The organism is Burkholderia sp. BCC1638 (assembly GCF_902833195.1).
In the GTDB taxonomy this organism is placed as follows: Bacteria; Pseudomonadota; Gammaproteobacteria; order Burkholderiales; family Burkholderiaceae; genus Burkholderia; species Burkholderia diffusa.
This window is the reverse complement of sequence record NZ_CADFEC010000037.1, coordinates 37,611-60,813: the sequence shown is the minus strand read 5'-3', so window position 1 is coordinate 60,813 and position 23,203 is coordinate 37,611. Positions and strand designations below refer to the sequence as shown.

Here is a 23,203-nt window from a genome sequence, read left to right as displayed (position 1 = left end):
CGTCAGCAATCGCGACCACGGCACGAGCTTCTCCATCTCTTCCAGGAAACGCTGGCGCCGAGTCATGCGCTTCTTGCCCGTGCTTTCCGCTTCCGCAAAGCTCATTTGCCGTTTCATCGTCGTGGACCCGTTCCGTGAACTATCTTCTACAACGTCCTCGGCTGCGTCAGCGATGACCACAGAGCCGGATAAATCAGTGTTTCCTTAGTGAGATTCATTGAATAAAAAACGGCATCGTCCATAAAATACCGATGCCGATTATTTCGGGGAAACGCAACGGAATTATTTACCCGATACCGGAGTGAAACTATGGAGTGCGCCAAACGGCATTGATGCGTCATGCGCAGGCATTCGCGATGAAGAAGCCGTCATTCGCGCCGCTCATTCCGGATCGCATGACAGCGCGAGCGGCGCAACCGCCGCCCGCACGCCGTACTTCAGATACTCGATTCAGCGATCAGCGCCCACCGCCCGGCAACGCGATATCGATCAGCACCGGATCGTGGTCCGACGAACGATACGCATCCGGCGCGTAGAAGGTTTTCTGCTGCTCGGCCGACTTGTACGCGAGAGTGTACTGCAGCGCGAGGGGCTCGTCCGCGTTGATGTGCCATTCGTGCACGGCCTTCACGTGCGACGCGAGCGGCAGCGATGCAAGCGCGTGATCGAGGTAGCCGGCTTCGCCGTTGTACACGTAGCTGTACGCATTGGCGCCGATCCAGCGCGACACGAGGTTGCGGTAGCCGCGCGATTCGAGCAGGCGGATCGGGTCTTCATACGTGTAGCTGTTGAAGTCGCCGATCAGCAGCGTGCCCTGCCCCGCGATGCCCGTCGGCGTGCCGGCGAGCCAGTCGGCCAGCTTCGCGGCCGCGCGCGTGCGCGTCGGATTCCAGCAGCCCTGGCCGTCGCCCTGGTCGCGGTCGTCGTTCGCCGCGTCCGGGCAGTTCTTCGACTTCAGGTGGTTGACCGCGATCGTCAGCGCCTGCTTGCCGCCGATCCGGCGGAACGACTGCGCGAGCGGCTGGCGGTTCTTGTCGTCGATCGCGAGCGTCGACGCGCGGCCGACGGGTTCGACCGCGCGGCTGTCGTAGATCATCGCGACCGCGATCGCGTCGCCGCCGAGGCGCGACGTGCCCGGATCGACGACGCGCCAGTGGCTGCCGAGCTTCGCGGCGAGCTGGCGCACCGCGCTCAGTTCGCCGTAGCCGTTGTTCTGGATTTCCATCAGGCCGATCACGTCGGCGTCGAGCGCCTTCAGCGCGCTGACGATCTTCGCTTCCTGACGCTGGAATTCCTGATAGGTCTTCGCGCCGCGGTTGTTCGGATCGTCGAAGCCGCCGCCGAGACCGTTGCCGTTGAAGTAGTTGAGGACGTTGAACGACGCGACGCGCAGGTTCGATTTCGGATCGCGCGCCGGCGCGTTGGTGCGCGGGTTCGAACGCGTGTCGAACGTCGGCGTGGCCGCGCCGGGCAGCGGCTGCACGCGCCATGCGCCGTAGCGCACCTCGAGCACGCCTTCGACGTCGCGCACGGTGTAGCCCGAGCGCAGCGTGTTCGCGGCCGACAGGTCCGGCGCCGGATACGGCACGGCCGCCGGGTTCTGCTTGTTCGAGCCGTCGTCGAGGATCAGCCGGTTGCGTGCGTTCGCATCGATCTGCGTCTGCGCCTGCGACGGCGGCACCACGCTCGTCGGCGTGCGCAGGCGGCCGTTGCTCAGCATCACGCTGCCGTAGCGGCCGAGTTCGTAGTTGTCGGTGACGGTGAGCGTCTGCGGCAGGCGCACGCGCATGCCTTCATATGCGGCGAACGCGTTCGGGTTGTCGACCGGCAGCGTGAGCGTGGCCGGCGTGACCGTCTGGCCGTTCGCGCACACCGCGATCGCGCCCGACAGCGTGAGCTGCGTCTGCCCGTATTTTTCCTCGACCTTGCCGGTCACGTGCACGAGATCGCCGGCTTTCGCGCGCACTTTCGGCGCATAGACGAACAGGCCTTCGGAGACGCCCGGCTGGTTGCGGCGCTGCGCGTCGGCCTGCTGGACGAAGAAGCCGCCGAAGCCGTCCGTGCCGCCGAAATCGGCGGTGACGACCGCTTCGATCGACACGTTCTGGCCGGCGAGCGGCGACGGCGCGCCCGGCCCCTGGATGTCGGCGATCGGCGTCGTGCTGCCGCCGCAGTTCGGACTGACGGGCGCGGCGGTGGCGGCGAAGACGGGCGCGGCAAGCGTGGGCAGCAGCAATAGCGGGGCAAACAGGCGGATTGTCGAGCGCATGACGGGGAATCCCGGTTGTGAGGGTGGCGAAAGCTTAGCGGCGCTCGGTGACAGTTTTTAGTAACCAAAAGACAGATGGATGTAATCATCCAGCTTTGCTACCCCGGTCGAAAAGCGGGAAATCGTCTGATCAAAACCCCCGCTGTTCCGACGATTTCCCGTTACCGGCGTCGCCTGTCGACCGTGGCGCTAAACCGTCCCCGGCAACGCGCTCGACACGAGCACCGCGGCCACCATCAGCACGCCGGCCAGCACGACCGCCTCGATCCGCAACACCGCGCCGAACCGTCGCAACAGGCCGGCCGGCGTCGCGGCCGCCGGATCCTTCAGCGCGGCCAGGAGCTTCGGCATCTCGAAGAACCGGTTGTGTCCGCCGAGCGCCGCCGCGATCAGCACGAGCGCGAGCTTGAACAGCAGGATCTGTCCGTACGTCGACCCGAGCAGGTTCGCGGGCGTATCGACACCGCGCCAGCCGTTGTAAGCGCCGGTCGCGAACAGCACGATCAACGCATACGTCGACGCATCGGACAGCGATTGCACGAACGATGCGCCGGTCGTGCGTTCGCTCGCGGGCATGCCGGCAAGACGCGGCATCACGCCGAACGCCGTCACGAACACGAGCCCGACCCACGCGCTGATCGCCAGCAGATGCAGCCAGTCGACCCACACCGGCACGCTGAACAGGCCCGCGTCGACCGGATGCCCGCCGTTGCTGCGCGCGAGTGCGACGCCCGCGAGCGCGGCCCACATCGCGAACGGAAAGCGCGTATCGTTCGCATGCCGGAACAACGACAGCAGCACGACGACCGCCGTGAACACCGCGCCGGCCAGCCACGCGTGACCGAAGCCGGTGCCGGCGAGCATCGCGCGGACGGACGGCCACGCGTCCAGCATCGACACGTCGCTCATCAGCGCGCAATGCGCCCAGAACGCGGTGACGCTCGCGAGCAGCGACACGCTGGACGCGATGCGCAGCGTCGCGACGAGACGCCGCGCGATGCCGCGCTGCCACACCGACTCGCCGCGCGCGAGCCAGTGGCTGCCGAGCAGCGCACCGACGATGACGGCGAATCCGGTGTTCTGGATCGCCACCGACACGAGCCTCAAAAGGCCGACGAAGCCCTCGTTCACCCCTTCACCCTGAACGAATAGGCGCCCTTGGTGCGATGCGCGTCGGCCGTCATCGCCACCCACTGCACCGTGTACGCGCCGGGCGCAAGCTTGGGTATCGCGACGGTCATCACGCGCGGGTTCGACGCATCGACTTTCGCCTTTTCGTGCGCGACGGCATTGCCGTTCGCGTCCGACACCTTCACCGAGCTGAACGCCGGTTCGAGGTCTTCGTTGAACGTCAGCCGCAACGTGTCGGGCGCGGTGTCGACCGCGCTGCCCGTCGCCGGTGCGGCGCTTTCCAGCTTGCCGTGCGCGAATGCCGCGGCCGGCACGGCGGCGGCGATCGCGCCGGCCGCGGCGAGGGCGGCCAACCGCCCGAGGGGGGTGATCTTCATGGTCATGCCCGGCGTCACGGCTTCTTCAGCTCGACGACGGTCAACGCGCCGCCCACGTCCTCGACGACGAAGTCGACCTTGTCGCCCACCTTCACCTGCGACAGCATCGCCGGGTCCTTCACCTTGAACGCCATCGTCATCGCGTCCATCCCGAGGTTGTCCAGCGGGCCATGCTTGATCGTCAGCTTGCCGGCGCCCGTGTCGATCTTGCGGATCTCGCCGTGCGACATCTCGTGCTTCGCGGCGGCGCCCTGCATCGCGCCGCCGCTCATGTCCATGCCTGCCATGTCGCCGGCCGCGTATGACGCGGCGGAAAACGCCAGCATGCAACCCGTTGCGATCGAAACCAGTTCCTTCTTCATCGTGCGTGCTCCTGAGTGAATGAAACGAAAACCGGCGGCCGCGTCATCACGGCCGCCGCATGCTGCCCGCGGCTCAACCGTCCGGCAATTCGCCGGTGTATTCGTAAGCGACGGTGCCCTTCGGATGCCGGAACCAGCCCGGATCGCGATAATCGTTGCGGCCGAGGCCCTGCCGGACCTTCAGCACCGTGAACATGCCGCCCATCTCCAGCGGCCCGAACGGGCCGGTGCCCGTCATCATCGGCAGCGTGTTGTCGGGCAGCGGCATTTCCATGCCGCCCATCGCGCCGCCCGTGCTGCCCATCGCCATGTAGTCGGGCACGAGCTTGCCGATCTTCTTCGCGAGATCCTTCTGCGGCACGCCGATCAGGTTCGGCACCTGATGACCCATCGCATTCATCGTGTGATGCGACTTGTGGCAATGGAACGCCCAGTCGCCCGGACGATCGGCGGTGAACTCGATCGCGCGCATCTGGCCGACCGCGACATCGGCCGTCACCTCCGGCCAGCGCGCCGCCGGCGGAATCCAGCCGCCGTCGGTGCCGGCCACCTCGAAGCTGTAGCCGTGCAGGTGGATCGGATGGTTCGTCATCGTCAGGTTGCCGAAACGAATCCGAACGCGGTCGCCCGCCCGCACCGGCAGCGGGTCGATGCCCGGGAACACGCGCGAGTTGAACGTCCACATGTTGAAGTCGGTCATCTCGTTCACGCGCGGCGTGTAGCTGCCCGGATCGATGTCGTACGCGGCGAGCAGAAAGACGAAGTCGCGATCGACCGGCATCGTCGCGCGATCCTTCGGATGCACGATGAACATGCCCATCATCCCCATCGCCATCTGCACCATCTCGTCGGCGTGCGGGTGATACATGAACGTGCCGTGCGCCTCCAGCTGGAACTCGTAGACGAAGGTCTTGCCGGGCGGAATGTGCGGCTGCGTGAGGCCGCCGACGCCGTCCATCCCGTTGGGCAGCCGCAGCCCGTGCCAATGGATCGTCGTGTGCTCGGGCAACCGGTTCGTCACGAAGATCCGGACCTTGTCGCCTTCGACGGCCTCGATCGTCGGGCCCGGCGACTGGCCGTTGTAGCCCCACAGGTTCGCGTTCATCCCGGGCGCCATCTCGCGAACGACGGGCTCGGCCGTCAGGTGGAATTCCTTCCAGCCGTTCTTCATTCGCCACGGCAGCGTCCAGCCGTTCAGCGTCGCGACGGGCGTGTACGGGCGGCCGTTGGGCGGCACGAGCGGGGGCTGCGTGCCGGCCTTCGCCATCGTGGGCGCGTCGGGCAGCGACGCCGCGCCGGCCTTGCTGACCATCGCCGCACCGAGCAGCGCGGCGCCCGAGCCGCTGAGAAATTGTCGACGGGACACCATGTCAATAACCTTCCGGATGCGTTGCGGGCGCCGGTTGCGCCACGGGTGAAGAAGCCGGCTGCGGCGCAGCGTCGGTCGTGGGTGCAGCGGGCGCGTCCGCGCGCTGCGTCGGCTGCGCGGTCGGCAGCCGGCCGCCGACGGCCGCCTGCAGATCGGTTTCGGCGAGCCAGTAATCCTTCAGCGCGTCGATGTAGCCGTTGACCGCGCCGACCTGTTCGCGCGCATCGCTCAACAGCTCGAACACGCTCGCGAGCATCCCGTTGTAGCGCAGCAGCAGTTCGTCCGAGATCGTCTTGCGCAGCGGCACGACTTCGTCGCGATAGTGCTTCGCGACGTCGTAGCTCGTCGTGTACGCCGCGTACGATTCGCGCACGTCCGAGCGCGCGTCGATGGCCGTCTGCGCGAGCCGGTTCGCCGACTGCATGTAGACGGCCTCGGCCCGCGCGACCTTCGCGCCGCCCCAGTCGAACAGCGGAATCTCGACGCTGATCTCGTAGCCGTGCTCGTGCCCCTTGCCGGTCTCGTAGTTGTTCACGTAGCCGAGATCGACCGCGTTGACGAAGCGCGTCGCCTTGCTGAGCCCGAGCGACGACGCGACGCCCTGCGTCTGCAGCTTCGCGGCCTGGATGTCGAGGCGATTGCTCATCGCGTAGCGTTCGAGATCGGGCAGATCGGGGCGTGCCTTCGGCAGGTCGGGCAAGCGCTCAGGCAGCGCGTACCGCGTGCGCTCGCCCCACAGCCCCATCGCGCGCGTGAGCTTCTCGCGCGCGGCCACGGCCTGCTGCTGCGCCTTCGCCTGCTGCGCGACGGCATCCGCATGGAATGCCTGCTCGCGTGCATAGTCGAGCCGGCTGAAGTTGCCGGCCTGGCGCATGCGCTGCGCGAGCTCGGCGCCGGCGCTCGCGGCGTCGCGGACCTGTCGCGCATAATTCGCGGCCTGTTCGGCGGCGACGGCTTCGACATACGCGCGGCGCGCGTCGGCCGCGACCTTCAGCATCGCGTCGGCGGTTTCGAGCCGGGTCTGCTCGAAGCGGCGGCGTTCGATGTTCGTCGCGAGCGGCAGCGTCAGCAGCGCGAACACGTTGGCCGAGAACGTGCGGCCGAGGCTCAGTTCGCCGTCGCCGGCCCGCGTGCGGCTGAACGAAAAGCGCGGGTTCGGCAGCCGGCCGGCCTGCACGAGATCGGCCTCCGACAGCCCGAGTTCCGCGTACGACGCCTGCAGGCCACGGTTGTTCAGCAGCGCGAGCTGCACCGCGTCGTCCATCGACAGCGGTTTCTCGAGCAGTTCCTTCGTCCGCTTGTCGACGGCCGCGCGGTCGGCGTCGGTCCTGACGATGACGGCGTCCTTCCCGATGCGCTCCGATGCGACGGACGACACGGCGTCGAAGCCGCCGTCCTTCGAGAACGTCGTGCAGCCGGCGAGGAATGCCAGCACGAGCACCGTCGCGCCGATTCGCGGTGAAATCGCAAGTCTCGTCATTGCGCGGCCCCTCCGTGCATCGAATGGGCCGAGCCGCCCGCCGCATGTCCGGGTTTCGCGTGTCCGGTGGTGTTTCCCTTCGCGGGCCGCGCCATCACGTCCCGGTTCAGTTGCTTCCAGCCCGGGCCTGCGTCGTCCCGATACGGCACGTAGCCGTCGAACGCGGACGTCACCGTGACGTCCGGCACCGACGCGGCCGCGTCGGCCGGATCGGGAAAGGCGGTTTGCGCGGGCGCGAGCGACGGCACGAGCGCCGCCGCGCCAAGCAGCGCCGCAGTAATCAATCGCATGGATGTTTCTCGTCGTGAGTCGTGCGGCGGACGTCGCGCGTTCGCCAGCACGGTTTGCGGATCGCGGCCGGTCGGCCGCGGGCACGGATTAGACGGGAATCCGGCGTGGCGGCCGGTCGATGCCGCCGGTCAAAAACGACACGACGACCGTCGACGGTGCGGACGAGACGATCGCGAGGCCGACGTCCGACGTAGCGGACACGGCAGGCACCTCCGCCATACCCGAGCCGAAACAGCAGGACCCGCAGGCGGAACAAGGCGTCGCATGGCGTGCGTGGTCGTCGTGCTGATGCCGCTCGCCGTGCGCGCCCGGCATCGCATGCGACGCGGCCTGGGCATCGACGCCGGGCCCCGCATGCGGCACGGCAGCACCCGCGCATGGCGTCGACGCGGTCGCGAACGACTGGATCGGCACGCACAGCGCCAGCAGCACGACGAGGATGAATTTGCGCCAGTACGACATGGATGCGGAATCAGGCAGACCGTGAGCGGATGAACGGGAGCGGCGCCGCGACGACGCGCTCCGGATACAAGACGGCCGCAGCTTATCGCCGCCGGCGTGACGACGACATGGCCGAAACATGACCGAATTTTCATGAAGTACGGCGACGCATCGCGCGCACGCTTCATGACAATTCCGTCATCCGGCGGTCATCTTTCGCGCACGCGCTGCGCCGTAAGCTCACGCGTTACACTGACCGGCTGGAATCACGAACGGCCTGCTCCACCATGCGGATACTGATAGTCGAAGACGAACCCAAGATGGCGTCGTACCTCCGCAAGGGGCTGACGGAGGCGAGCTACACGGTCGACGTGGCCGAGAACGGCCAGGACGGGCTGTTCCTCGCGCTGCACGAGGATTTCGATCTCGTCGTGCTCGACGTGATGCTGCCGGAACTGGACGGCTTCGAGGTGCTGCGGCGGTTGCGCGCGCAGAAGCAGACGCCGGTGCTGCTGCTGACTGCCCGGGAGGCGGTCGAGGACAAGGTCACGGGGCTCGAACTGGGCGCCGACGATTACCTGCTGAAACCGTTCGCGTACGCGGAGTTCCTCGCCCGCATCCGTTCGCTGCTGCGGCGCGTGCCGCGCAATTCCCGCGAAATCCTGCAAATCGCCGATCTCGAAGTCGACCTGATCAAACGCCGCGTGCGGCGCGCCGACGCCCGCATCGACCTGACCGCGCAGGAGTTCGCGCTGCTGCAGCTGCTCGCGGAACGCGAGGGCGAGGTGCTGACGCGCACCTTCATCACGTCGCAGATCTGGGACATGAATTTCGACAGCGACACGAACGTCGTCGATGCGGCGATCAAGCGCCTGCGCGCGAAGATCGACAACGCATACGAGAAGAAACTGATCCACACGATCCGTGGGATGGGCTACGTGCTCGAGGATCGCGCGTGACAAGCGGCCCCGCGCCCTATTCGCTGCTCCAGCGCCTGACGCTCGCGTTCGCGGTCGTGGCCGCGCTCGTGTTCGCGCTGACCGGCGCATATCTGTATCGCTCACTGTCCGCCGAGTTGACCCGGCGCGACGACATCGAGATCGCCGGCAAGCTCAACCAGTTCCTGCAGCTCGCGCGGGCAAGCGGCTCGATCGCCGCGTTGCGCGCCGATCCGGCCGTCTTCCATGAAGTGCTGCTGTCGCATCCGGGCGTCTATCTCGGCATCTACGACGGCGCGAACCATCCGCTCGTCGAACACACCGACGAAGCCGGCCACACGCTCGCGTCGGTGATCGCGCTGCCACAGCCGGCCGGTGCCGCGGGCGCGGCGGCCAGCCCGTTCACGTGCTCGCCGCCCGGCATCGGCACGTCGCGCTGCGTCCGTGCGCGCGCCACGCTGCCGTCGGGCGAAACCGTTCAGGTCGCGTTGGCGCGCACGGCGGCGGATCGCCAGTCGCTGCTGGAAAGCTATCGCGTCGACATCTGGCTCGCGGCCGCGCTCGGCGCGCTGCTGGTCGGCGCGCTCGGCTACGCGGTCGCGTCCCGCGGCCTGCGTCCGGTCGAGAGCCTCGGCCGGCAGACGTCGCGCATAGAGGCGCACAACCTGACCGCGCGCCTCGATGCGCGCGGCGGCCCGATCGAGCTGCGCGAGCTCGCCACGTCGGTCAATCGGATGCTCGACCGGCTCGAGCGCGCGTTCGTGCGGCTGTCGCAGTTTTCGTCCGATCTCGCGCACGACATGCGCACGCCGCTCGCGAACGTGATCAGCTCGTCGCAGGTCACGCTGTCGCGTGCCCGCACCACCGAGGAATACGAAGCGCTGATCGATTCGAATATCGAGGAATGCGAACGGCTTCAGCGGATGATCGAGAACATGCTGTTTCTCGCGCGCACGGACAATGCGCAACAGCATCTGAAGACGGTCGAACTCGACGCGGGCAACGAGCTGCGCCGGCTCGCGTCGTATTTCCAGGCGCTGGCCGACGAGACCGGCGTGCGTCTCGACGTGCACGGCGCCGCGCCGGTGGTCGCGGACGCGACGCTGTTCCGGCGCGCCGTCAGCAACCTCGTCTCGAACGCGCTCGAACACGCGGAAGCCGGATCGACGATCGAGCTGGCCGTATCGACCCGGCCCGGCTACGCGGTCGTCGAAGTCACGAATCGCGGCATCGCGATTCCGCCCGAACAGATCGAGCGGATCTTCGAGCGCTTTTACCGGATCGATTCGTCGCGGCACGGCGCGGCGCGCAACACCGGGCTCGGGCTCGCGATCGTCAAGTCGATCGTCGAGCTGCATCGCGGCAAGGTCGAGGTCGCGAGCCGCGACGGACGGACGACCTTCGCGCTGCACTTCCCGGCCCGCGTTTCATGACATGCGGACGATGCCGCCGCGCGCGCATGCCGATTGCTTCCCGATACTGCGTGGGCATCCGTCACGACGCGGCTTGACCGCGCGCTTGCCGAAAGCGGCCGGCTCGGCTAGACTGGCCCTCGTCTTTGGGGAGTAGCCTGCTTTCCATCCCCGGAAAGCGAACGCGTCAACACACTCGGCCTGCGGCCGTGGCGCATTCGGCCGAATCGGTCTGGCGAGACCATCGACGCATCGCGTCGTTCCTGGTCGGACGTCGGCAGATGCGTCATGGTTCGTCCACGTCCGACCACGGAGTCCCCATGTTCCTTCCAGCCTTCCCCCTGCGTTTCGTTCGCTGCGTCCGTTCCGCCCCTGCCCGCGTGCCTGCCTGCGGAGGTGCCGCATGACGTTGATGCTCGTCGAACTGGCGCTCATGCTGATCGTCATCCTGGTCGCCGCCGAACTCTTCACGAATGCGCTCGAACATCTCGGCGAGCGGCTGAAGATTTCGGAAGGCGTGACCGGTTCGCTGTTCGCCGCCGTCGGCACCGCGCTGCCCGAAACGATGGTGCCGCTGCTCGCGCTCGCGGGCGGCACGTCGAACGCGGCCGTTAACGAGGAAATCGGCGTCGGCGCGATTCTCGGCGCGCCGCTGATGCTCGCGACGCTGACGACCTTCCTGATGACGCTCGCCGTGATCCGCTCACGCGGACTGACCGGCACGATTGCGCCCGAGCGCACCGGCTTCGTACGCGACCTGAACTACTTCATCGCCGCCTTCACGCTCGCCACCATCGCGATGTTCGTCCCGCATCACGTGTGGGCGGTCCGCGCGCTGCTCGCCGCGATGCTGGTCGGCATCTACGTGATGTACGTCTTGATGACGTTCCGCGCGTCGACGCAACTCGTCGATGCCGGGCACGGCACCGAGGCGCCGCATACGATGTTCCTGTCGCGCGTCGGGCTCCCGACCAACCTGGCGACCATCGCGCTGCAACTCGCGCTCGGCGTCGCGTTGCTGGTCGGCGGCGCGAAGGGCTTCATTCACGGCGTCGAGGGCGTCTCGCACCTGCTCGGAATTTCCGCGCTGCTGCTGTCGCTGATCATCGTGCCGATCGCGACGGAATTGCCGGAAAAGGTCAACAGCGTGCTGTGGATTCGCCGCAAGAAGGACACGCTCGCGTTCGGCAACATCACCGGCGCGATGGTGTTCCAGGGCACGCTGCTGCCGGCGATCGGCATTATGCTGACGCCGTGGGAACCGCGCCCCGAAGTGCTGACCGGCGTGGTCATCACGCTCGCGGCGGCGGTGTGGCTGCGCGTCAATGCGCGTGCGCGCGGGCTCGCGATCTGGGCGTTGCTGGCGAACGGCGCCGGGTACGTCGGCTATCTGTTCGTGACGCTGACGCGTTGAAGGCGCGGATCGCTTCAATCAGGACACGTTGGGCCGACCGTCGGCCTGCATCATCTGCTGCACGGCCGGCCGCGCCCGCACCCGCTCGTGCGGCGCACCGTGTACCCGGAAGTGTCGGTGCGCATCGAGTACGATCTGACCACGGACGGCGACCGGCTGCGGCCCGTCGTCGAGGTCATGCGCGAATTCGGGCTGCGGCTGAAGGCGCGCGACGCGCATTGCGAGGTCGAAGCGGAAACCGCGCTGCCCCGATAACACCACATCGAGAGAAACATCATGGAACTACATGCCACCGTCGGCGCGGCGACGTCCGACATCGACGACGACGAAAGCTGCGCGAACATCTATTGCCACGACGCGGAGCAGAACTATTGCTTCTCGCTGCTGCGCTTTCCGGAGGAAACGTCGATCGAGGTGATGGTGCTCGACCAGCTCACCGCGCACGTGAAGGATCTGACGGTGCGCCTCACGGGCGACACGATCGAAGTCGAACTCGACGAGCGCACCGCCGCGCGGCTCGACGGCAACACGCATTACGTGATTCATCTCGCGCCCGGCGAGCACGATCCGGTCGTGCTGCGCGCCGCGCTGAAGGAAATCTTCGACGGCAAGAGCGGGTATCGCGACGACAGCGCAAACGCGTAAGCCGGCCGGCCCGACACGCGTTCATACGCCACGCGTTCGCCCTTCGCTCATGACACGCGCTTCGCGATTCCAGCTGCTTCGTCGCCGCTGCTCGCGTTCAACGTCGACGACACCGTCACGGCGCGCGTCGAACGCATCGACGCCTGAGCAGGCCCCGCGCTACGCAGCCAGCTCGATCGCCTTGATGTTGAACGCGCGCAGCAAATCCTCGCAGAACGCGTCGACGATCGGCTTGTCGCTCGCGCTGCGCTTCATCGCGAGATGCAGCGGCACGTCGAAACTGAAGGTCGTGCGGCCGATGGCCTTCACGAGCCCGCGCTGCTCGAACGGCTCCGCGTAATGCGCGGGCAGATAGCCGAGATGGCCGCCCGACAGGATCAAGATCGTCGCGGCCTCGATGCTGTCCGCGCTCGCGGTCACGCGTCGCTCCGGCAGCGGGTACTGCTCCTCCGGCACCGGATAGGTGCGCCATACCCAGTCGTGCGCCTGCAGGTCGTCGGCCGACACCGGCCGTGACGCATGAAACAGCGGATGGCCGCGCCCGCAGTAGATCACCTGCTCCTCGGTAAACAACGGCGTGTAGTCGAGTCCCGGCACGCGATGCCAGAAATACCCGATCGCGAGATCGAGCTGGTTGTTGACGAGGCTTTCCTCGAGTTCCTGCGGCGACGCGACCTTCATCGAGAACGTGACGGCCTGGTCGCGCTTGCGGAACGCGCCGATGGCATCGGCCAGGCGCGCGTTCTCGACGAGCGGCGCCTGCCCGATCAGGCCGATCGACAGCGTACCGACCAGCTTGCGATCGATGTCGCGCACGCGCGCGACGAACTCGGACGTCGCCGCGACGAGCGTGCGCGCCGTGGCCGCGAAGCGTTCCCCCTTCGACGTCAGCCGAAACCCGCCGCGGCCGCGATCGCACAGCTTGAAACCGACGCGCGCTTCCAGCGCGGACAACTGCGTGCTGATCGTCGACTGCCGCACGCCGAGCGAGGCCTCTGCGGCCGTGATGCCGCGTGCGTCGACGACGGCGAGAAAGACCCGGATGAGCCGGAGATCGAGATCGGTGGTATTCGAAAACATGCTTCGAGCCGCTGCGCCTGAGCGCGTTGTCGGGCCGGCGCGACACCGGCCGTCTTCGCCGATGAACCTTGCCGGACGCGCGCCGCCATCGGCAACGGCACGCGCCATACGCGTCGCTCGCGGACACCGCGCGCCGCTTACATCGGAAAGCCCATCGCCTTGATCCCGTTGATCCACGCGCGCTTCCAGCCGCCTTCGGCATCCGCGCCGTCGAACGCATGGAACGTGATCTTCGCGGCGACCCATCGCATCGGCTCGGGCGGGATGTAGCTCGGGCTCTGGTTCGCGATGTCGAGCTTGCGTTCCGGGCTGTCTCGATCGAACAGGATGTTCAGCCCCATGAACGCGCCGAACCGGCTCGCCGCGACGCCGAAACCCGTGTAGCCGGCGACGAACACCGCCTTGTCGCCGAGATAGCGCTTCGCGAACACCGAACCGCGCGAGCAGTAGTCGATCGGGCCGCCCCATGCGTGCGAGAAGCGCACGTCGGCGAGTTGCGGGAACGTGCGATGGAACGCCTCCGCGAGCCGGTAGTAAGTTTGCCGCTCGCCGTCCTGGTGCGGCTCGGGATCGCCGTCGAAGTGATAGCTGACCAGCCCGCCGAAGATGATGTTGTTGTTCTTCGTCAGTCGGAAATAGTTCAGCTGCGTGCGCGTGTCGTACACGCCCTGGCGATTCTTCCAGCCGATCCGCGCGAGCTGTTCGTCGGTGAGCGGCTCGGTCGCGAGCACGTGATCGCGCACCTGCATCACGCGGCGGTTGATGTCGGGAATGCCGACCTTCGCCGTGCCGCTGCCGAACACGACGCGCGGCGCGCGCACGCTTCCCCTCGGCGTCTTCACGTATACCGTGTCGCCTTCGTCGGTCACCGTCGTGAGCGGCGTGTGTTCGTACAGTTTCACGCCGAGCGACAGCGCCGCGCGCTTGAGCCCCCACGCGAGCTTCGCCGGATGCACGATGCCGCTGCGATTGCGCGACCACAACGCGCCGGCGAACAGCGGCGAATTCAGTTGCCCGAGCGTTTCGTCGCGATCGAGCAGCACGACGTCGTGGCCGTATTCGCGATGCAGGTCGTAGTCGCCCTTCAGGTGCGCGACGTGCTCGGGGTCGACCGCCACCGTCATCTCGCCGTTCCACTCGATGTCGGCGTCGATGCCGTAGCGCTTCAGCGTTTCCTCGAAGCCGTCGAGGTTGTGATGGCCGAATGCCTCGAGTTGCGCGATGTCGTTCGGGAACACGCGCACCGCGTTCGGCAGCCCGTGCATCACCGACGTCGAGATGATCCCGCCCGCGCGGCCCGATGCACCGTGCGCGACCTTGCCGGCCTCGATCAGCACCACGTTCAGGTGCGGCATCTGCTCCTTCGCCTGCACGGCCGCCCACAGCCCCGTGAAGCCGCCGCCGACGATCAGCAGATCGGCCGTCGCGTCGCCGACGAGTTCCGGCTCGGCGGCCGGTGCGGCCGGGTTGTCGAGCCAGTACGGGAACAGCTTCGTATTCGCGAGCGCCTCGGCGGCGCTCAGTGCAACCGGCGCGCGACGTGCGTCGTGCGCGTGCGCCGGTGCGGCCTGCGTTGCTTCGTTGACTTCCATTTCCATGATTCCAGCCATCCCACTTGATCGCGGCCCGCGCGTGCCGAGCATGCGCGGCGTGCCGAATTCGCCGATGTCATCGGTTGTTCCGCCGATGGCGATTTGCGGCGCATGCACCGCAAGTCGCGATGCGTGCCGTCGCCAAGCGCGCGACGGGCTTCGCTTGCGGTCGATCGAAAACGCAACCGCCGCCAGGTGCGCGTCGATCCGACGACGACACCACGGCGGCGGTCGCTCGCATCACGACTTCTCGAGCAGCACGTAGAACTTCTTCGCGTCCTCGATCGTCTCCCAGCGGCCCGCGAAACCGGCCGGCAGCAGATAACCCTGGCCCGGCGTGAATTCCTTGCGGTTGCCTTCCACGTCGGTCAGCGCGATGCGGCCCTCGACGAGCCACACCGCCTCGTCCGCCGCCGTTTCCGGGAACTCCACGGAGCCGACCTTGCCTTCCCACCAGCCGATGAGGTAGCCGCCGCTCTTGCCTTCGGTCGCGCGCCAGTCGCTTTCGTCCATCCCGAAGTCGAGCTTCGTGAATTCGCCAATGCCTGCGCCCAGCGGCAGGATGTCCTTGATCAGTTTGGTCATCTGAATCTTTCGTCTCTTGATTGAAAAAGCAGAGACAAAGTTACTCATTTACACTGCCCCGGTATGCCCCCCTTCGGGGGGGACAAGCCGCGTTTTCCGCGACGCGCGGGGTCGCAGGACTCCGTACCGTATTTCCCCCTAATGACGTTTTCGGCTTCCAACGCTAAAATCGCCGCCGCTTTTCACCGGGGAACCGCATGCTGCTCAACGTGAACCCCTTCCACCGCGACACCGACCGCTTCAACGTGTCGTTCAAGGCGCTGGGCGAGCTGATCGAAACGGTCGGCACGCCGCACTTCGTGCCGCGTCTCACGCAATTGCTGAACGACGTGGTGCCGCTCGACGTCGCGCACGTCGAACGCTCGCGCGTCGACGGCACGATGCCCACCGGCTACCGCTGCGAATGGATCGGCAGCAGCGGCATCGGCACCGCGACCGCCGAGATCTCCGACGTGATGACGCTCTACTACGAGCGCTTTCTCGACAGCGACCCGCTGTTCGCGGGGCTGCGCGGCAAGACGGGCACGATGCTGGTCGTGCGCGATATCGCGGCGATTCCGCCCGGCGAATTCCGTCAGCGGCTGTTTGACGACGTGCATATCGGCCACGAATGCGTGCTCGCGCGCGGCACCCGCTACGCGCAGCATTCGATCGCGCTGGAACGCGGCCGCGATCGCCCGCCGTTCACGCTCGCCGAGATGAACCGCTTTCGCAGCATCAGCGACATGCTGTTCCCGCTGCTCGAGCTGCATGCATCGACCACCGCCGCGCGACGCGTCGCGCATCCGATGCCCGAAGTGCATCCGCTCGCGCAGTTCGATGCGCGGATCGCGGCCGACGGCGTGAAGCTGTCGAAGCGCGAATACGAAACCTGCAAGCATCTGATCTCCGGCAAGACCGTGCCGGAAACCGCCGACATCCTCGGCGTGCGGGTCGCGTCGGCCGAGTCGTACGTGAAGCGTGCGTTCGCGAAGCTCGGTGTGCGCACGAAGCGCGAGCTTGCCGCATGGGGTTCGGCCGCGCCGCACGACGGCGACGGCGCGCCGCCGCCCGCGATCGCGCGCTGATCCGGTCCGACGTCAACTGCCCGCCGACGGTCACGCCGCGTCGATGCGGCAATGCCACTCGCATCGAGCCGCATCGATGTAAACGTTGCGACTTCAAAATCTTCGCGTGCGCGTTCTCCTCTACCATCGGCCGATCGTTTTTCACCAGAAAGAGGAGACGGCCCCATGCACCGCGAACTGAACCAACCGATGGGCGGCAACGAGATGCCGCGCTTTGGCGGCATTGCCACGATGATGCGCCTGCCGCAGGCCACCACGACCGACGGCCTCGACGTGTGCTTCGTCGGCGTGCCGCTCGATCTCGGCACGTCGAACCGCTCGGGTTCGCGCTTCGGCCCGCGCCAGATCCGCACCGAATCCGTGCTGCTGCGCCCGTACAACATGGCCACGCGCGCGGCCCCGTTCGATTCGCTGCAGGTCGCCGACATCGGCGACGTCGCGACCAACCCGTACGACCTGAAGGATTCGGTGCGCCGCATCGAGCAAGCGTATGACGAGATCGTCGCGAACGGCTGCCGGCCGATCACGCTCGGCGGCGATCACACGATCGCATGGCCGATCCTGCGCGCGCTGCACAGGAAGTACGGCAAGGTTGCCGTGGTGCACGTCGACGCGCACGCGGACGTGAACGACACGATGTTCGGCGAGAAGATCGCGCACGGCACGCCGTTCCGCCGCGCGGTGGAGGACGGCCTGCTGCAATGCGACAAGGTCACGCAGATCGGCCTGCGCGGCACCGGCTACCACGCGGACGATTTCGACTGGTGCCGCCAGCAGGGCTTCACGGTCGTGCAGGCGGAGGAATGCTGGAACAAGTCGCTCGCGCCGCTGATGGCGCAGGTGCGCGAACGCATCGGCGACACGCCGGTCTATCTGAGCTTCGACATCGATGGTCTCGATCCGTCGTTCGCACCCGGCACCGGCACGCCGGAAATCGGCGGGCTGACGGTGCAGCAGGGTCTCGAGATCATTCGCGGGATGAAGGGGCTGAACATCGTCGGCGCGGATCTCGTCGAAGTGTCGCCGCCGTACGATCCGACCGGCACCACCGCGCTCGTCGGCGCGAACCTCGCATACGAGATGCTCTGCGTGATGCCGGGCGTCGCCTACCGCTAACCCGATCGACAGGAAAACGTTGATGTCAACCGCTCAGCTTTCCCCTTCCGCCACGGCCATCGTGCTGCCCGCCGCGCGCATCGCCGGCCAGCCCGTGCGCACGCATTCCGATGAAGCCGGCGCGCCGATCTTCAATGCGTCGACCGGCGAGACGATCGGCTGGCAGGAATTCGCGACGGCCGCGCACGTCGACGCCGCGGTCCGCGCCGCGCGCGACGCGTTCGGCGGCTGGCGCGACACGCCGCCCGCCGAGCGCGGCCGCCTGCTCGCGACGATCGCCGCGCGCGTCGAAGCCAACCGCGAACGCCTTGCGGCGCTGCAGATGCAGGTGAGCGGCAAGCCGCCGTTCGAGGCCGACGCCGACGTCGGCGACGTCGCCGCGACGTTCGCGTACTACGCGCAGCTGTGCGAGAACCCTGCGCTGTTCGCGGCCGAGCCGGTCGCGCTGCCAAGCGACGCCGTCGCCGCCGAGCGCTTTCACGATGCGGTCGGCGTGGCCGCGCTGATCGTGCCGTGGAACTTCCCGATGGTCACGACCGCGTGGAAGCTCGCGCCCGCGCTGGCGGCCGGCTGCACGGTCGTGATGAAGCCGTCCGAACTGACGTCGCCGACCGAGCACGCGCTGCTCGACCTGATCGCCGAAGCCGGCGTGCCGGACGGCGTCGTCAACGTCGTGAACGGCGGCGCGGAAGTCGGCGCGGCGCTGTCCGCGCATCCGTTGGTCGACAAGATCTCGTTCACCGGCAGCACGGCCGCCGGCCGCAAGGTCATGCAGGCCGCGGCCGAGGACATGAAGCGCGTGACGCTCGAACTCGGCGGCAAGTCGTCGCTGATCGTGCGCGACGACGCCGATCTCGACGTCGCGGTGTCGCTGGCGGTGGCCGGTGCGTTCACGAACGCGGGCCAGATGTGCTCGGCCACCGCGCGCATCCTCGTGCACGACAGCGTGTACCGCAGCTTCATGGCCGCGTTCGAGACGGCCGTGCGCGCGCTCGTCGTCGCGCCGCCTTGTGCCGAACACGTCGCGATGGGGCCGCTGATCTCGGCCGCGCAGCGCACGCGCGTCGAGGCAATGCTCGAGCAAGGCATCGCGGCCGGCGCGCGCGTCGCGTTCAGCGGGCGCGTCGCCGAGGGTGGCGGCAATGGCTTCTTCATGGCGCCGGTCGTGGTCGCCGAACCGGCCGTCGACAACCTGCTGTGGACCGATGAAGTGTTCGGCCCGGTCGCGTGCGTCAAGTCGTTCCGCACCGACGACGAGGCGATCGCGCTCGCGAATGACACGCGCTACGGGCTCGTCGCGACCGTCGTGACGCGCGACGCGGAAATCGCGAAGCAGTTCCAGGCGCGCGTGCGCGCCGGGCTCGTGTGGATCAACGCGCCGCAACTCATCTACCCGCACGTGTGCTGGGGCGGCTTCGGGCTCAGCGGGATCGGCCGCGAACTCGGCGTGACGGGCCTGCGCAGCTACCAGGAACTGCGCCACGTGATGCGCGCGATTGATTGACCGGGGCGGCCGGCCGAAGCATGCGATGCACGCTGCCGATGGCGACAATCGTGACGATGTTCGCGCACGATCGCGGCGTCGTCACGGTCGATGTGCCGCCGCTTCGGCCTCGGTGTCGTGATACTCGACGAACGTCGCGATCTTCCCGTTTTCGATCGTGAGCAGATGCACCCAGTCGTCTTCGTACGTGCGACCAGTGGCATGAACATGCCAGCGTTGCGTGCCGAGCACGACGACCCGGTTGCCGCTGGCGATGAACTCGAGCGGCTCGAACCGTTCCGCGGTCTGCGTCGACGCAAGCGCCGCGAAGAACGCCGCGACCGCCTGCGGCCCATGTCGCCTGCCGACGAACGGAACGACGTCGGCAGGCCCCGGGATGAACCAGTCGATACTGTCGGAAAGCGTCTGCAGAATGCCGTCGATATCGGCCCTGCCGAACGCCGCGTATGCCTGCTGCACGAGTTGCACGTTGTCTTGTTCGCTCATCGCACCCTCCCGCCTTCACCGGTTCGTTGCGTCGCGGCGCGGAATTCGGGCCGCGGACAATTCAGCATAGTCGAACCGCGAGGCGGCACTTATGCGTGTTCTCCAGCAGTCGAGCGGTGTGAATTCCGTATGAGCAATCGACGGTGGCGCTAACCCGACGCCACGATGACGTGCGCCTGAATCTTGCCGACCACCGGCCCGACGCCATGACGGTCGGCAATGGCCGCGGTTGCTCGATCCGTGGCGAGCTGAAGCAAGCCGGCGTCGCGCGCGACGATTTCGTCGTGCAGCGGCGTTCCCAGGCAATACGCGGTGGCGACATCGCGTGCAGACGCCGCGCGACTTGCCTTCTCGTGCGTCGCGATATCGACGTTGGCGAAACCCGCGCGGCGCAGATCGTCCCGGATCAGCGCGACATCGTGATAGCCGTGCGGCGTGCGGGCGAGGAATCGCGGCGGGTCATGCGGAAACAGCGCCGCGACGGCCTGGGTGATTTCGTCGGCAAAGGCATTTGCCTCGATGCGATCCCAGACACTGAAGACGAAACGCCCGCCCGGCCCCAGCACGCGCCGCGCCTCAACGTAGCCGGCGACCCGGTCGGGAAAGAACATCGCACCGAACTGACAGCAGACGACGTCGAACGACGCATCCTCGAACGGCAGCGCGAGCGCGTCCGCCTGCCGCCATTCGATACGGGTGTCGGCCCCCTGTCTGGTGACGGCGTAGTCGAGCATCGGCTGGTTGAGGTCCGTCACGACGTAGCGCACGCCGGGGCCGAGCCGTGACGCAAGCGCCCGCGTGACCGCGCCGCTGCCGGCGGCGGTTTCGAGCACCGAGCAAGGCGCGAAGGCGGCGACGCGCTCCGCCAGGTCGGCAGCGTATTCGGCGAAGATCAGCGGCACCATCAGCGTGTCGTAGAACGCGGGAATCGAGCCTGAAAACACCTTGTCGAGATCGGTCATCACGCCCCCTGGCAAACGTCGAGTGACGCGGTTGCGCGTCCGTTTCGGCACACACCAAGCCATGTCGAACGCGGGACAGGCTTGATACATGATAGGCGTTGAAAGCGGCGCGCGGCGCCGGCGGCGAATGCATGCCGAAGACCACGGTTTCCGGGGCGGAAACACGCCGACGCAAAGAGCCGATCGGCGACGTCGATCGAGATCCGCGAAGCGTGTTCGTTGCGTAACCGATATATCCCATAGAATATATCGACATCTGCACCAACGGAGATTCACCATGCCCCGCACGCCGACGGATCGCGCCTCGCGACGCACCGCACGCGCCCAGACGTCGGCACCGACACCGATACGCAAGATCAGCGCGCTCCGGCCGTTGTCGAGCGACGAACGCGCGCAGCAGGTCACAGACGTCGTCGATGCGTTCCGGCGCCTGCGCGGCAGCGTCATGCGCTTCATCCGCGTTTTTTCCGCCGTGACGGACGACACGCTGTCCGCGCTGAGCCTGCGCGACCTGCTGTCGACGCTCGAGCGCGACGCGCACGCCGCCCGCTTCACGCGCGTGTCCGACCTCGAACGCGCGATCGGGCTGGCACGCGGCCTCGAGCGCACGCGCGACGACGTGTTCTCCGACGCATTCAGCAACGACCCGGCCGCGATGCGCGACGCGGTGGCCGCGCTGGAGCGCGTCGACGTGCTGCTGGTCGGGCTGTGCGTCGAGCACGTGATCGAACGTCACGCATCCGCACCGCGCCCGGAATCGGCTGCCCTCTGCTGAGTCGTGAATCGCGCATTTCGCCGGCATTTCGACCGTTATATTCCGTGGTATATTGCGCTCCATCTTTCGCGCATCCGTCTCCGGCCCGTCGGGCCCGGATCGAGGTCCACATGCACGCTCCGCCCTTTCGCCTGGCCCGCACGGCGGGCCTGCCGCCGTCCGGTGGCCCTGCGTCCGCCGGCTCCGGGCGGACCGACGCCTGCTGCACGCCGTCCCGTGTGCAGCAAGTCGAGCTGAAGCGCCGCGCGCGTCTGTCCGAGCTCGATTCGAACCTGCATTGCTCGATCGTCGGCACGTGCCTGACCACGCACGAACTGCGCAAGCTCGTACCGAAATTCACCGATCTCGACCGCCAGCGCGCGACCGATCTGGACATCCACCACGCGGCCGTCCAGCTCGCGATCGAGGGCGCGGCCGGCGGCAAGGCACTGCACAAAGTGCTCGACGAACGCTATGCGGGCGCGATACACGCGTTCGACAAGGCAAAGGATGCCGATGCGCTTCTCGCGCTGTGGCAGGACGCGCTGAAAAGCGGCGACATCCCGCCCGCGTACTGGGCGCTGATGACGCATCCGCGCACGACGATGGCCGTGCGCCAGACCGCGTTCGGCGATTTGCACATGCTGTCGCACCTCGTCGGCGCAGCCAATCGTGCCGACATTCGCCGGCTGGTCGCGCTCGAGGAAGAAAATGCCGCGCTGCACGCGAAGATCGAGCGGCAACAGGCACGCCTGCACGAGATGAGCATGGCGCGCGATGCCGCATTGAAGGAACTGGATGAACGCGATGCACGCCGAAACGCACCGACGACGCGCGCCGAAAGCGCGTTGCGTGACGAAGTGCGAGAACTGCGCGAGGCGCTGGCCGCGCGCGACGAACGCGTGGCGCTGCACACGAGCCGCCGCGAGGCGGCGGAACAGCGGATCGCCGCGGAACAGGCGAGCGCGCGGGCGATGCGCGCGCGGCTCGACGACCTGACGGCGATGGTGAAGACCCTGCGCGCCGAGGCGAGCGCGATCGAACAGACTGTGCAGGCATCGACCGACGATCCGGCCGCGCCCGCGGCGGAGTCGCTGTCGATGCTGCGGCGCAAGCGCGTCGTCTATGTCGGCGGCCGGCCCGGGTCGAACCGCGCGATCCAGCGGATCGTCGAGACGGCGGGCGGCGAACTGACGTTGCACGACGGCGGCATCGAGGATCGCAAGGGCTTGCTGGCCGCCGCGCTGCCGGGCGCGAATCTGGTGGTATTCCCGGTCGACTGCGTCGACCACGATTCGGTGAACCTGCTCAAGCGGATGTGCGAACGCCACCAGATCGCGTACTACCCGCTGCGGACCGCGAGCGTCGCCAGTTTCGTCGAACTCATCGGGCGGCTCGATGCGCATGCGCGCGAGGTCGTGCCGCCGGATGTGCCGGCGGGCGAAGCGTCGCGCTTCTGCCTGCGGCACGGGTAGGCCACCGGCATCGCACGACCGTACAACCGCGCAAGCTTCAGCGGCGCACCATCTTGGTCAGTGCGGCGATTTCGCCCGCACAGGCCGCGTACGCCCGTTCCTCAATCTCGCGATAAAGCCGGATGATCTCTTCGCCGACCGGCGTGAGCACACTGCCGCCACCACTCTGGCCACCGTGTTCGGACACCGTCGCGGGCGACTTCAGCGACCGGTTCAACTCGTCCATCAGCAGCCATGCGCGCCGGTACGACATCTCGAGGCTGCGCGCCGCCGCCGAAATCGAGCCGTGCTCGCGCACGGCCTCGAGCAGCGCGACCTTGCCCGGCCCGAGCGCGATCGTGCCGGCCTGCTGGATGCGCATTCTGAACCGCACCTCTGGCTTGGAGTGTGCCGAAGTCTTCATGTTGTCTGCCGGTGGAACGATGCGGGCAAGCATACACGATGGATGACGCG

General features: G+C 67.4%; 23 protein-coding genes, 2 pseudogenes and 1 riboswitch. Of the genes and pseudogenes, 10 read left to right on the top strand and 15 right to left on the bottom strand.

The features are described 5' to 3' along the window. From HWX22_RS28410 to HWX22_RS28370, 9 genes and pseudogenes are all read right to left on the bottom strand, one after another. Positions 1–117, bottom strand: a pseudogene (locus HWX22_RS28410) (IS5/IS1182 family transposase); the annotation flags it as partial. A 340-nt stretch (positions 118–457) separates the two neighbouring features. Beyond that, complete coding sequence (locus HWX22_RS28405; protein WP_175909901.1) at positions 458–2,269, bottom strand: ExeM/NucH family extracellular endonuclease; 1,812 nt, start codon at positions 2,267–2,269, stop codon at positions 458–460. Positions 2,270–2,458: 189 nt separating this feature from the next. Further along, the gene (locus tag HWX22_RS28400) at positions 2,459–3,400 is read right to left on the bottom strand and encodes a CopD family protein (protein WP_175909899.1); all 942 of its coding nucleotides are present in this window, start codon (positions 3,398–3,400) and stop codon (positions 2,459–2,461) included. Then, positions 3,397–3,777 (bottom strand): copper homeostasis periplasmic binding protein CopC, encoded by a 381-nt coding sequence (copC, locus tag HWX22_RS28395; RefSeq protein ID WP_059533811.1) that lies wholly within the window; start codon positions 3,775–3,777, stop codon positions 3,397–3,399. The genes HWX22_RS28400 and copC overlap by 4 nt, the downstream gene beginning before the upstream one ends. Before the next feature lie 14 nt (positions 3,778–3,791). Continuing rightward, positions 3,792–4,139, bottom strand: a complete 348-nt coding sequence (locus HWX22_RS28390) for a copper-binding protein (RefSeq protein ID WP_175909897.1) — start codon at positions 4,137–4,139, stop codon at positions 3,792–3,794. A gap of 73 nt (positions 4,140–4,212) precedes the next feature. Then, a complete protein-coding gene (locus HWX22_RS28385) occupies positions 4,213–5,508 on the bottom strand; it encodes a copper oxidase (RefSeq protein WP_059698850.1) in 1,296 nt (431 codons plus the stop codon). 1 nt (position 5,509) lies between these two features. Then, complete coding sequence (locus HWX22_RS28380; protein WP_175909895.1) at positions 5,510–6,988, bottom strand: TolC family protein; 1,479 nt, start codon at positions 6,986–6,988, stop codon at positions 5,510–5,512. Beyond that, a complete protein-coding gene (locus tag HWX22_RS28375) occupies positions 6,985–7,278 on the bottom strand; it encodes a hypothetical protein (RefSeq protein WP_175909893.1) in 294 nt (97 codons plus the stop codon). Before HWX22_RS28375 ends, HWX22_RS28380 begins: the two co-directional genes overlap by 4 nt. Positions 7,279–7,366: 88 nt before the next feature. Further along, complete coding sequence (locus HWX22_RS28370; protein WP_175909891.1) at positions 7,367–7,741, bottom strand: hypothetical protein; 375 nt, start codon at positions 7,739–7,741, stop codon at positions 7,367–7,369. A gap of 266 nt (positions 7,742–8,007) precedes the next feature. Here HWX22_RS28370 and HWX22_RS28365 point away from each other — a divergent pair, with 266 nt between their 5' ends. From HWX22_RS28365 to HWX22_RS28345, 5 genes and pseudogenes are all read left to right on the top strand, one after another. Further along, a complete protein-coding gene (locus HWX22_RS28365) occupies positions 8,008–8,679 on the top strand; it encodes a heavy metal response regulator transcription factor (protein ID WP_059533764.1) in 672 nt (223 codons plus the stop codon). Continuing rightward, the gene (locus HWX22_RS28360; RefSeq protein WP_175909889.1) at positions 8,676–10,091 is read left to right on the top strand and encodes a heavy metal sensor histidine kinase; all 1,416 of its coding nucleotides are present in this window, start codon (positions 8,676–8,678) and stop codon (positions 10,089–10,091) included. Before HWX22_RS28365 ends, HWX22_RS28360 begins: the two co-directional genes overlap by 4 nt. 115 nt (positions 10,092–10,206) lie before the next feature. After that, positions 10,207–10,382: riboswitch (yybP-ykoY riboswitch) on the top strand. Positions 10,383–10,473: 91 nt separating this feature from the next. After that, on the top strand, positions 10,474–11,484 hold the full coding sequence (locus tag HWX22_RS28355) for a sodium:calcium antiporter (RefSeq protein ID WP_175909887.1): 1,011 nt from the start codon (positions 10,474–10,476) through the stop codon (positions 11,482–11,484). Positions 11,485–11,568: 84 nt separating this feature from the next. Continuing rightward, a pseudogene (locus HWX22_RS28350) lies at positions 11,569–11,739 on the top strand (winged helix-turn-helix transcriptional regulator); the annotation flags it as partial. Between the two features lie 21 nt (positions 11,740–11,760). Beyond that, positions 11,761–12,129, top strand: coding sequence for a hypothetical protein (locus tag HWX22_RS28345; RefSeq protein ID WP_059818410.1), 369 nt, complete (start codon positions 11,761–11,763; stop codon positions 12,127–12,129). Between the two features lie 159 nt (positions 12,130–12,288). Here HWX22_RS28345 and HWX22_RS28340 read toward each other — a convergent pair whose 3' ends face one another. From HWX22_RS28340 to HWX22_RS28330, 3 genes are all read right to left on the bottom strand, one after another. Further along, positions 12,289–13,209 carry a LysR family transcriptional regulator gene (locus tag HWX22_RS28340; protein WP_175909885.1) on the bottom strand — a complete coding sequence of 307 codons (921 nt, stop codon included), beginning with the start codon at positions 13,207–13,209 and terminating at the stop codon, positions 12,289–12,291. 137 nt (positions 13,210–13,346) lie between these two features. Next, positions 13,347–14,807, bottom strand: a complete 1,461-nt coding sequence (locus tag HWX22_RS28335; protein ID WP_175909883.1) for an FAD-dependent oxidoreductase — start codon at positions 14,805–14,807, stop codon at positions 13,347–13,349. 234 nt (positions 14,808–15,041) lie between these two features. Next, the gene (locus tag HWX22_RS28330) at positions 15,042–15,386 is read right to left on the bottom strand and encodes a cupin domain-containing protein (protein ID WP_175909881.1); all 345 of its coding nucleotides are present in this window, start codon (positions 15,384–15,386) and stop codon (positions 15,042–15,044) included. A 197-nt stretch (positions 15,387–15,583) separates the two neighbouring features. Between HWX22_RS28330 and HWX22_RS28325 the strand changes: the two genes are divergently transcribed. From HWX22_RS28325 to HWX22_RS28315, 3 genes are all read left to right on the top strand, one after another. Continuing rightward, positions 15,584–16,453: a helix-turn-helix transcriptional regulator gene (locus HWX22_RS28325; RefSeq protein WP_175909879.1), complete on the top strand. Its 870-nt coding sequence runs from the start codon at positions 15,584–15,586 to the stop codon at positions 16,451–16,453. 165 nt (positions 16,454–16,618) lie between these two features. After that, on the top strand, positions 16,619–17,569 hold the full coding sequence (gene speB, locus HWX22_RS28320) for an agmatinase (RefSeq protein ID WP_175909877.1): 951 nt from the start codon (positions 16,619–16,621) through the stop codon (positions 17,567–17,569). Positions 17,570–17,591: 22 nt separating this feature from the next. Beyond that, positions 17,592–19,073 (top strand): aldehyde dehydrogenase family protein, encoded by a 1,482-nt coding sequence (locus tag HWX22_RS28315; RefSeq protein WP_175909875.1) that lies wholly within the window; start codon positions 17,592–17,594, stop codon positions 19,071–19,073. 81 nt (positions 19,074–19,154) lie between these two features. Here the strand turns inward: HWX22_RS28315 and HWX22_RS28310 are convergent, their stop codons facing one another. After that, entirely contained in the window at positions 19,155–19,559 is a 405-nt protein-coding gene (locus HWX22_RS28310) for a nuclear transport factor 2 family protein (RefSeq protein WP_059818416.1), read from the bottom strand. A 149-nt stretch (positions 19,560–19,708) separates the two neighbouring features. Next, positions 19,709–20,521, bottom strand: coding sequence for a methyltransferase domain-containing protein (locus tag HWX22_RS28305; protein WP_175909873.1), 813 nt, complete (start codon positions 20,519–20,521; stop codon positions 19,709–19,711). Positions 20,522–20,798: 277 nt separating this feature from the next. Here HWX22_RS28305 and HWX22_RS28300 point away from each other — a divergent pair, with 277 nt between their 5' ends. Then, positions 20,799–21,296 (top strand): hypothetical protein, encoded by a 498-nt coding sequence (locus HWX22_RS28300; RefSeq protein WP_175909871.1) that lies wholly within the window; start codon positions 20,799–20,801, stop codon positions 21,294–21,296. Between the two features lie 110 nt (positions 21,297–21,406). Further along, positions 21,407–22,750, top strand: a complete 1,344-nt coding sequence (locus HWX22_RS28295; RefSeq protein ID WP_175916839.1) for a DUF2325 domain-containing protein — start codon at positions 21,407–21,409, stop codon at positions 22,748–22,750. A gap of 37 nt (positions 22,751–22,787) precedes the next feature. Here HWX22_RS28295 and HWX22_RS28290 read toward each other — a convergent pair whose 3' ends face one another. After that, the gene (locus HWX22_RS28290; protein WP_244135308.1) at positions 22,788–23,186 is read right to left on the bottom strand and encodes a winged helix-turn-helix domain-containing protein; all 399 of its coding nucleotides are present in this window, start codon (positions 23,184–23,186) and stop codon (positions 22,788–22,790) included. Positions 23,187–23,203: the final 17 nt, after the last annotated feature.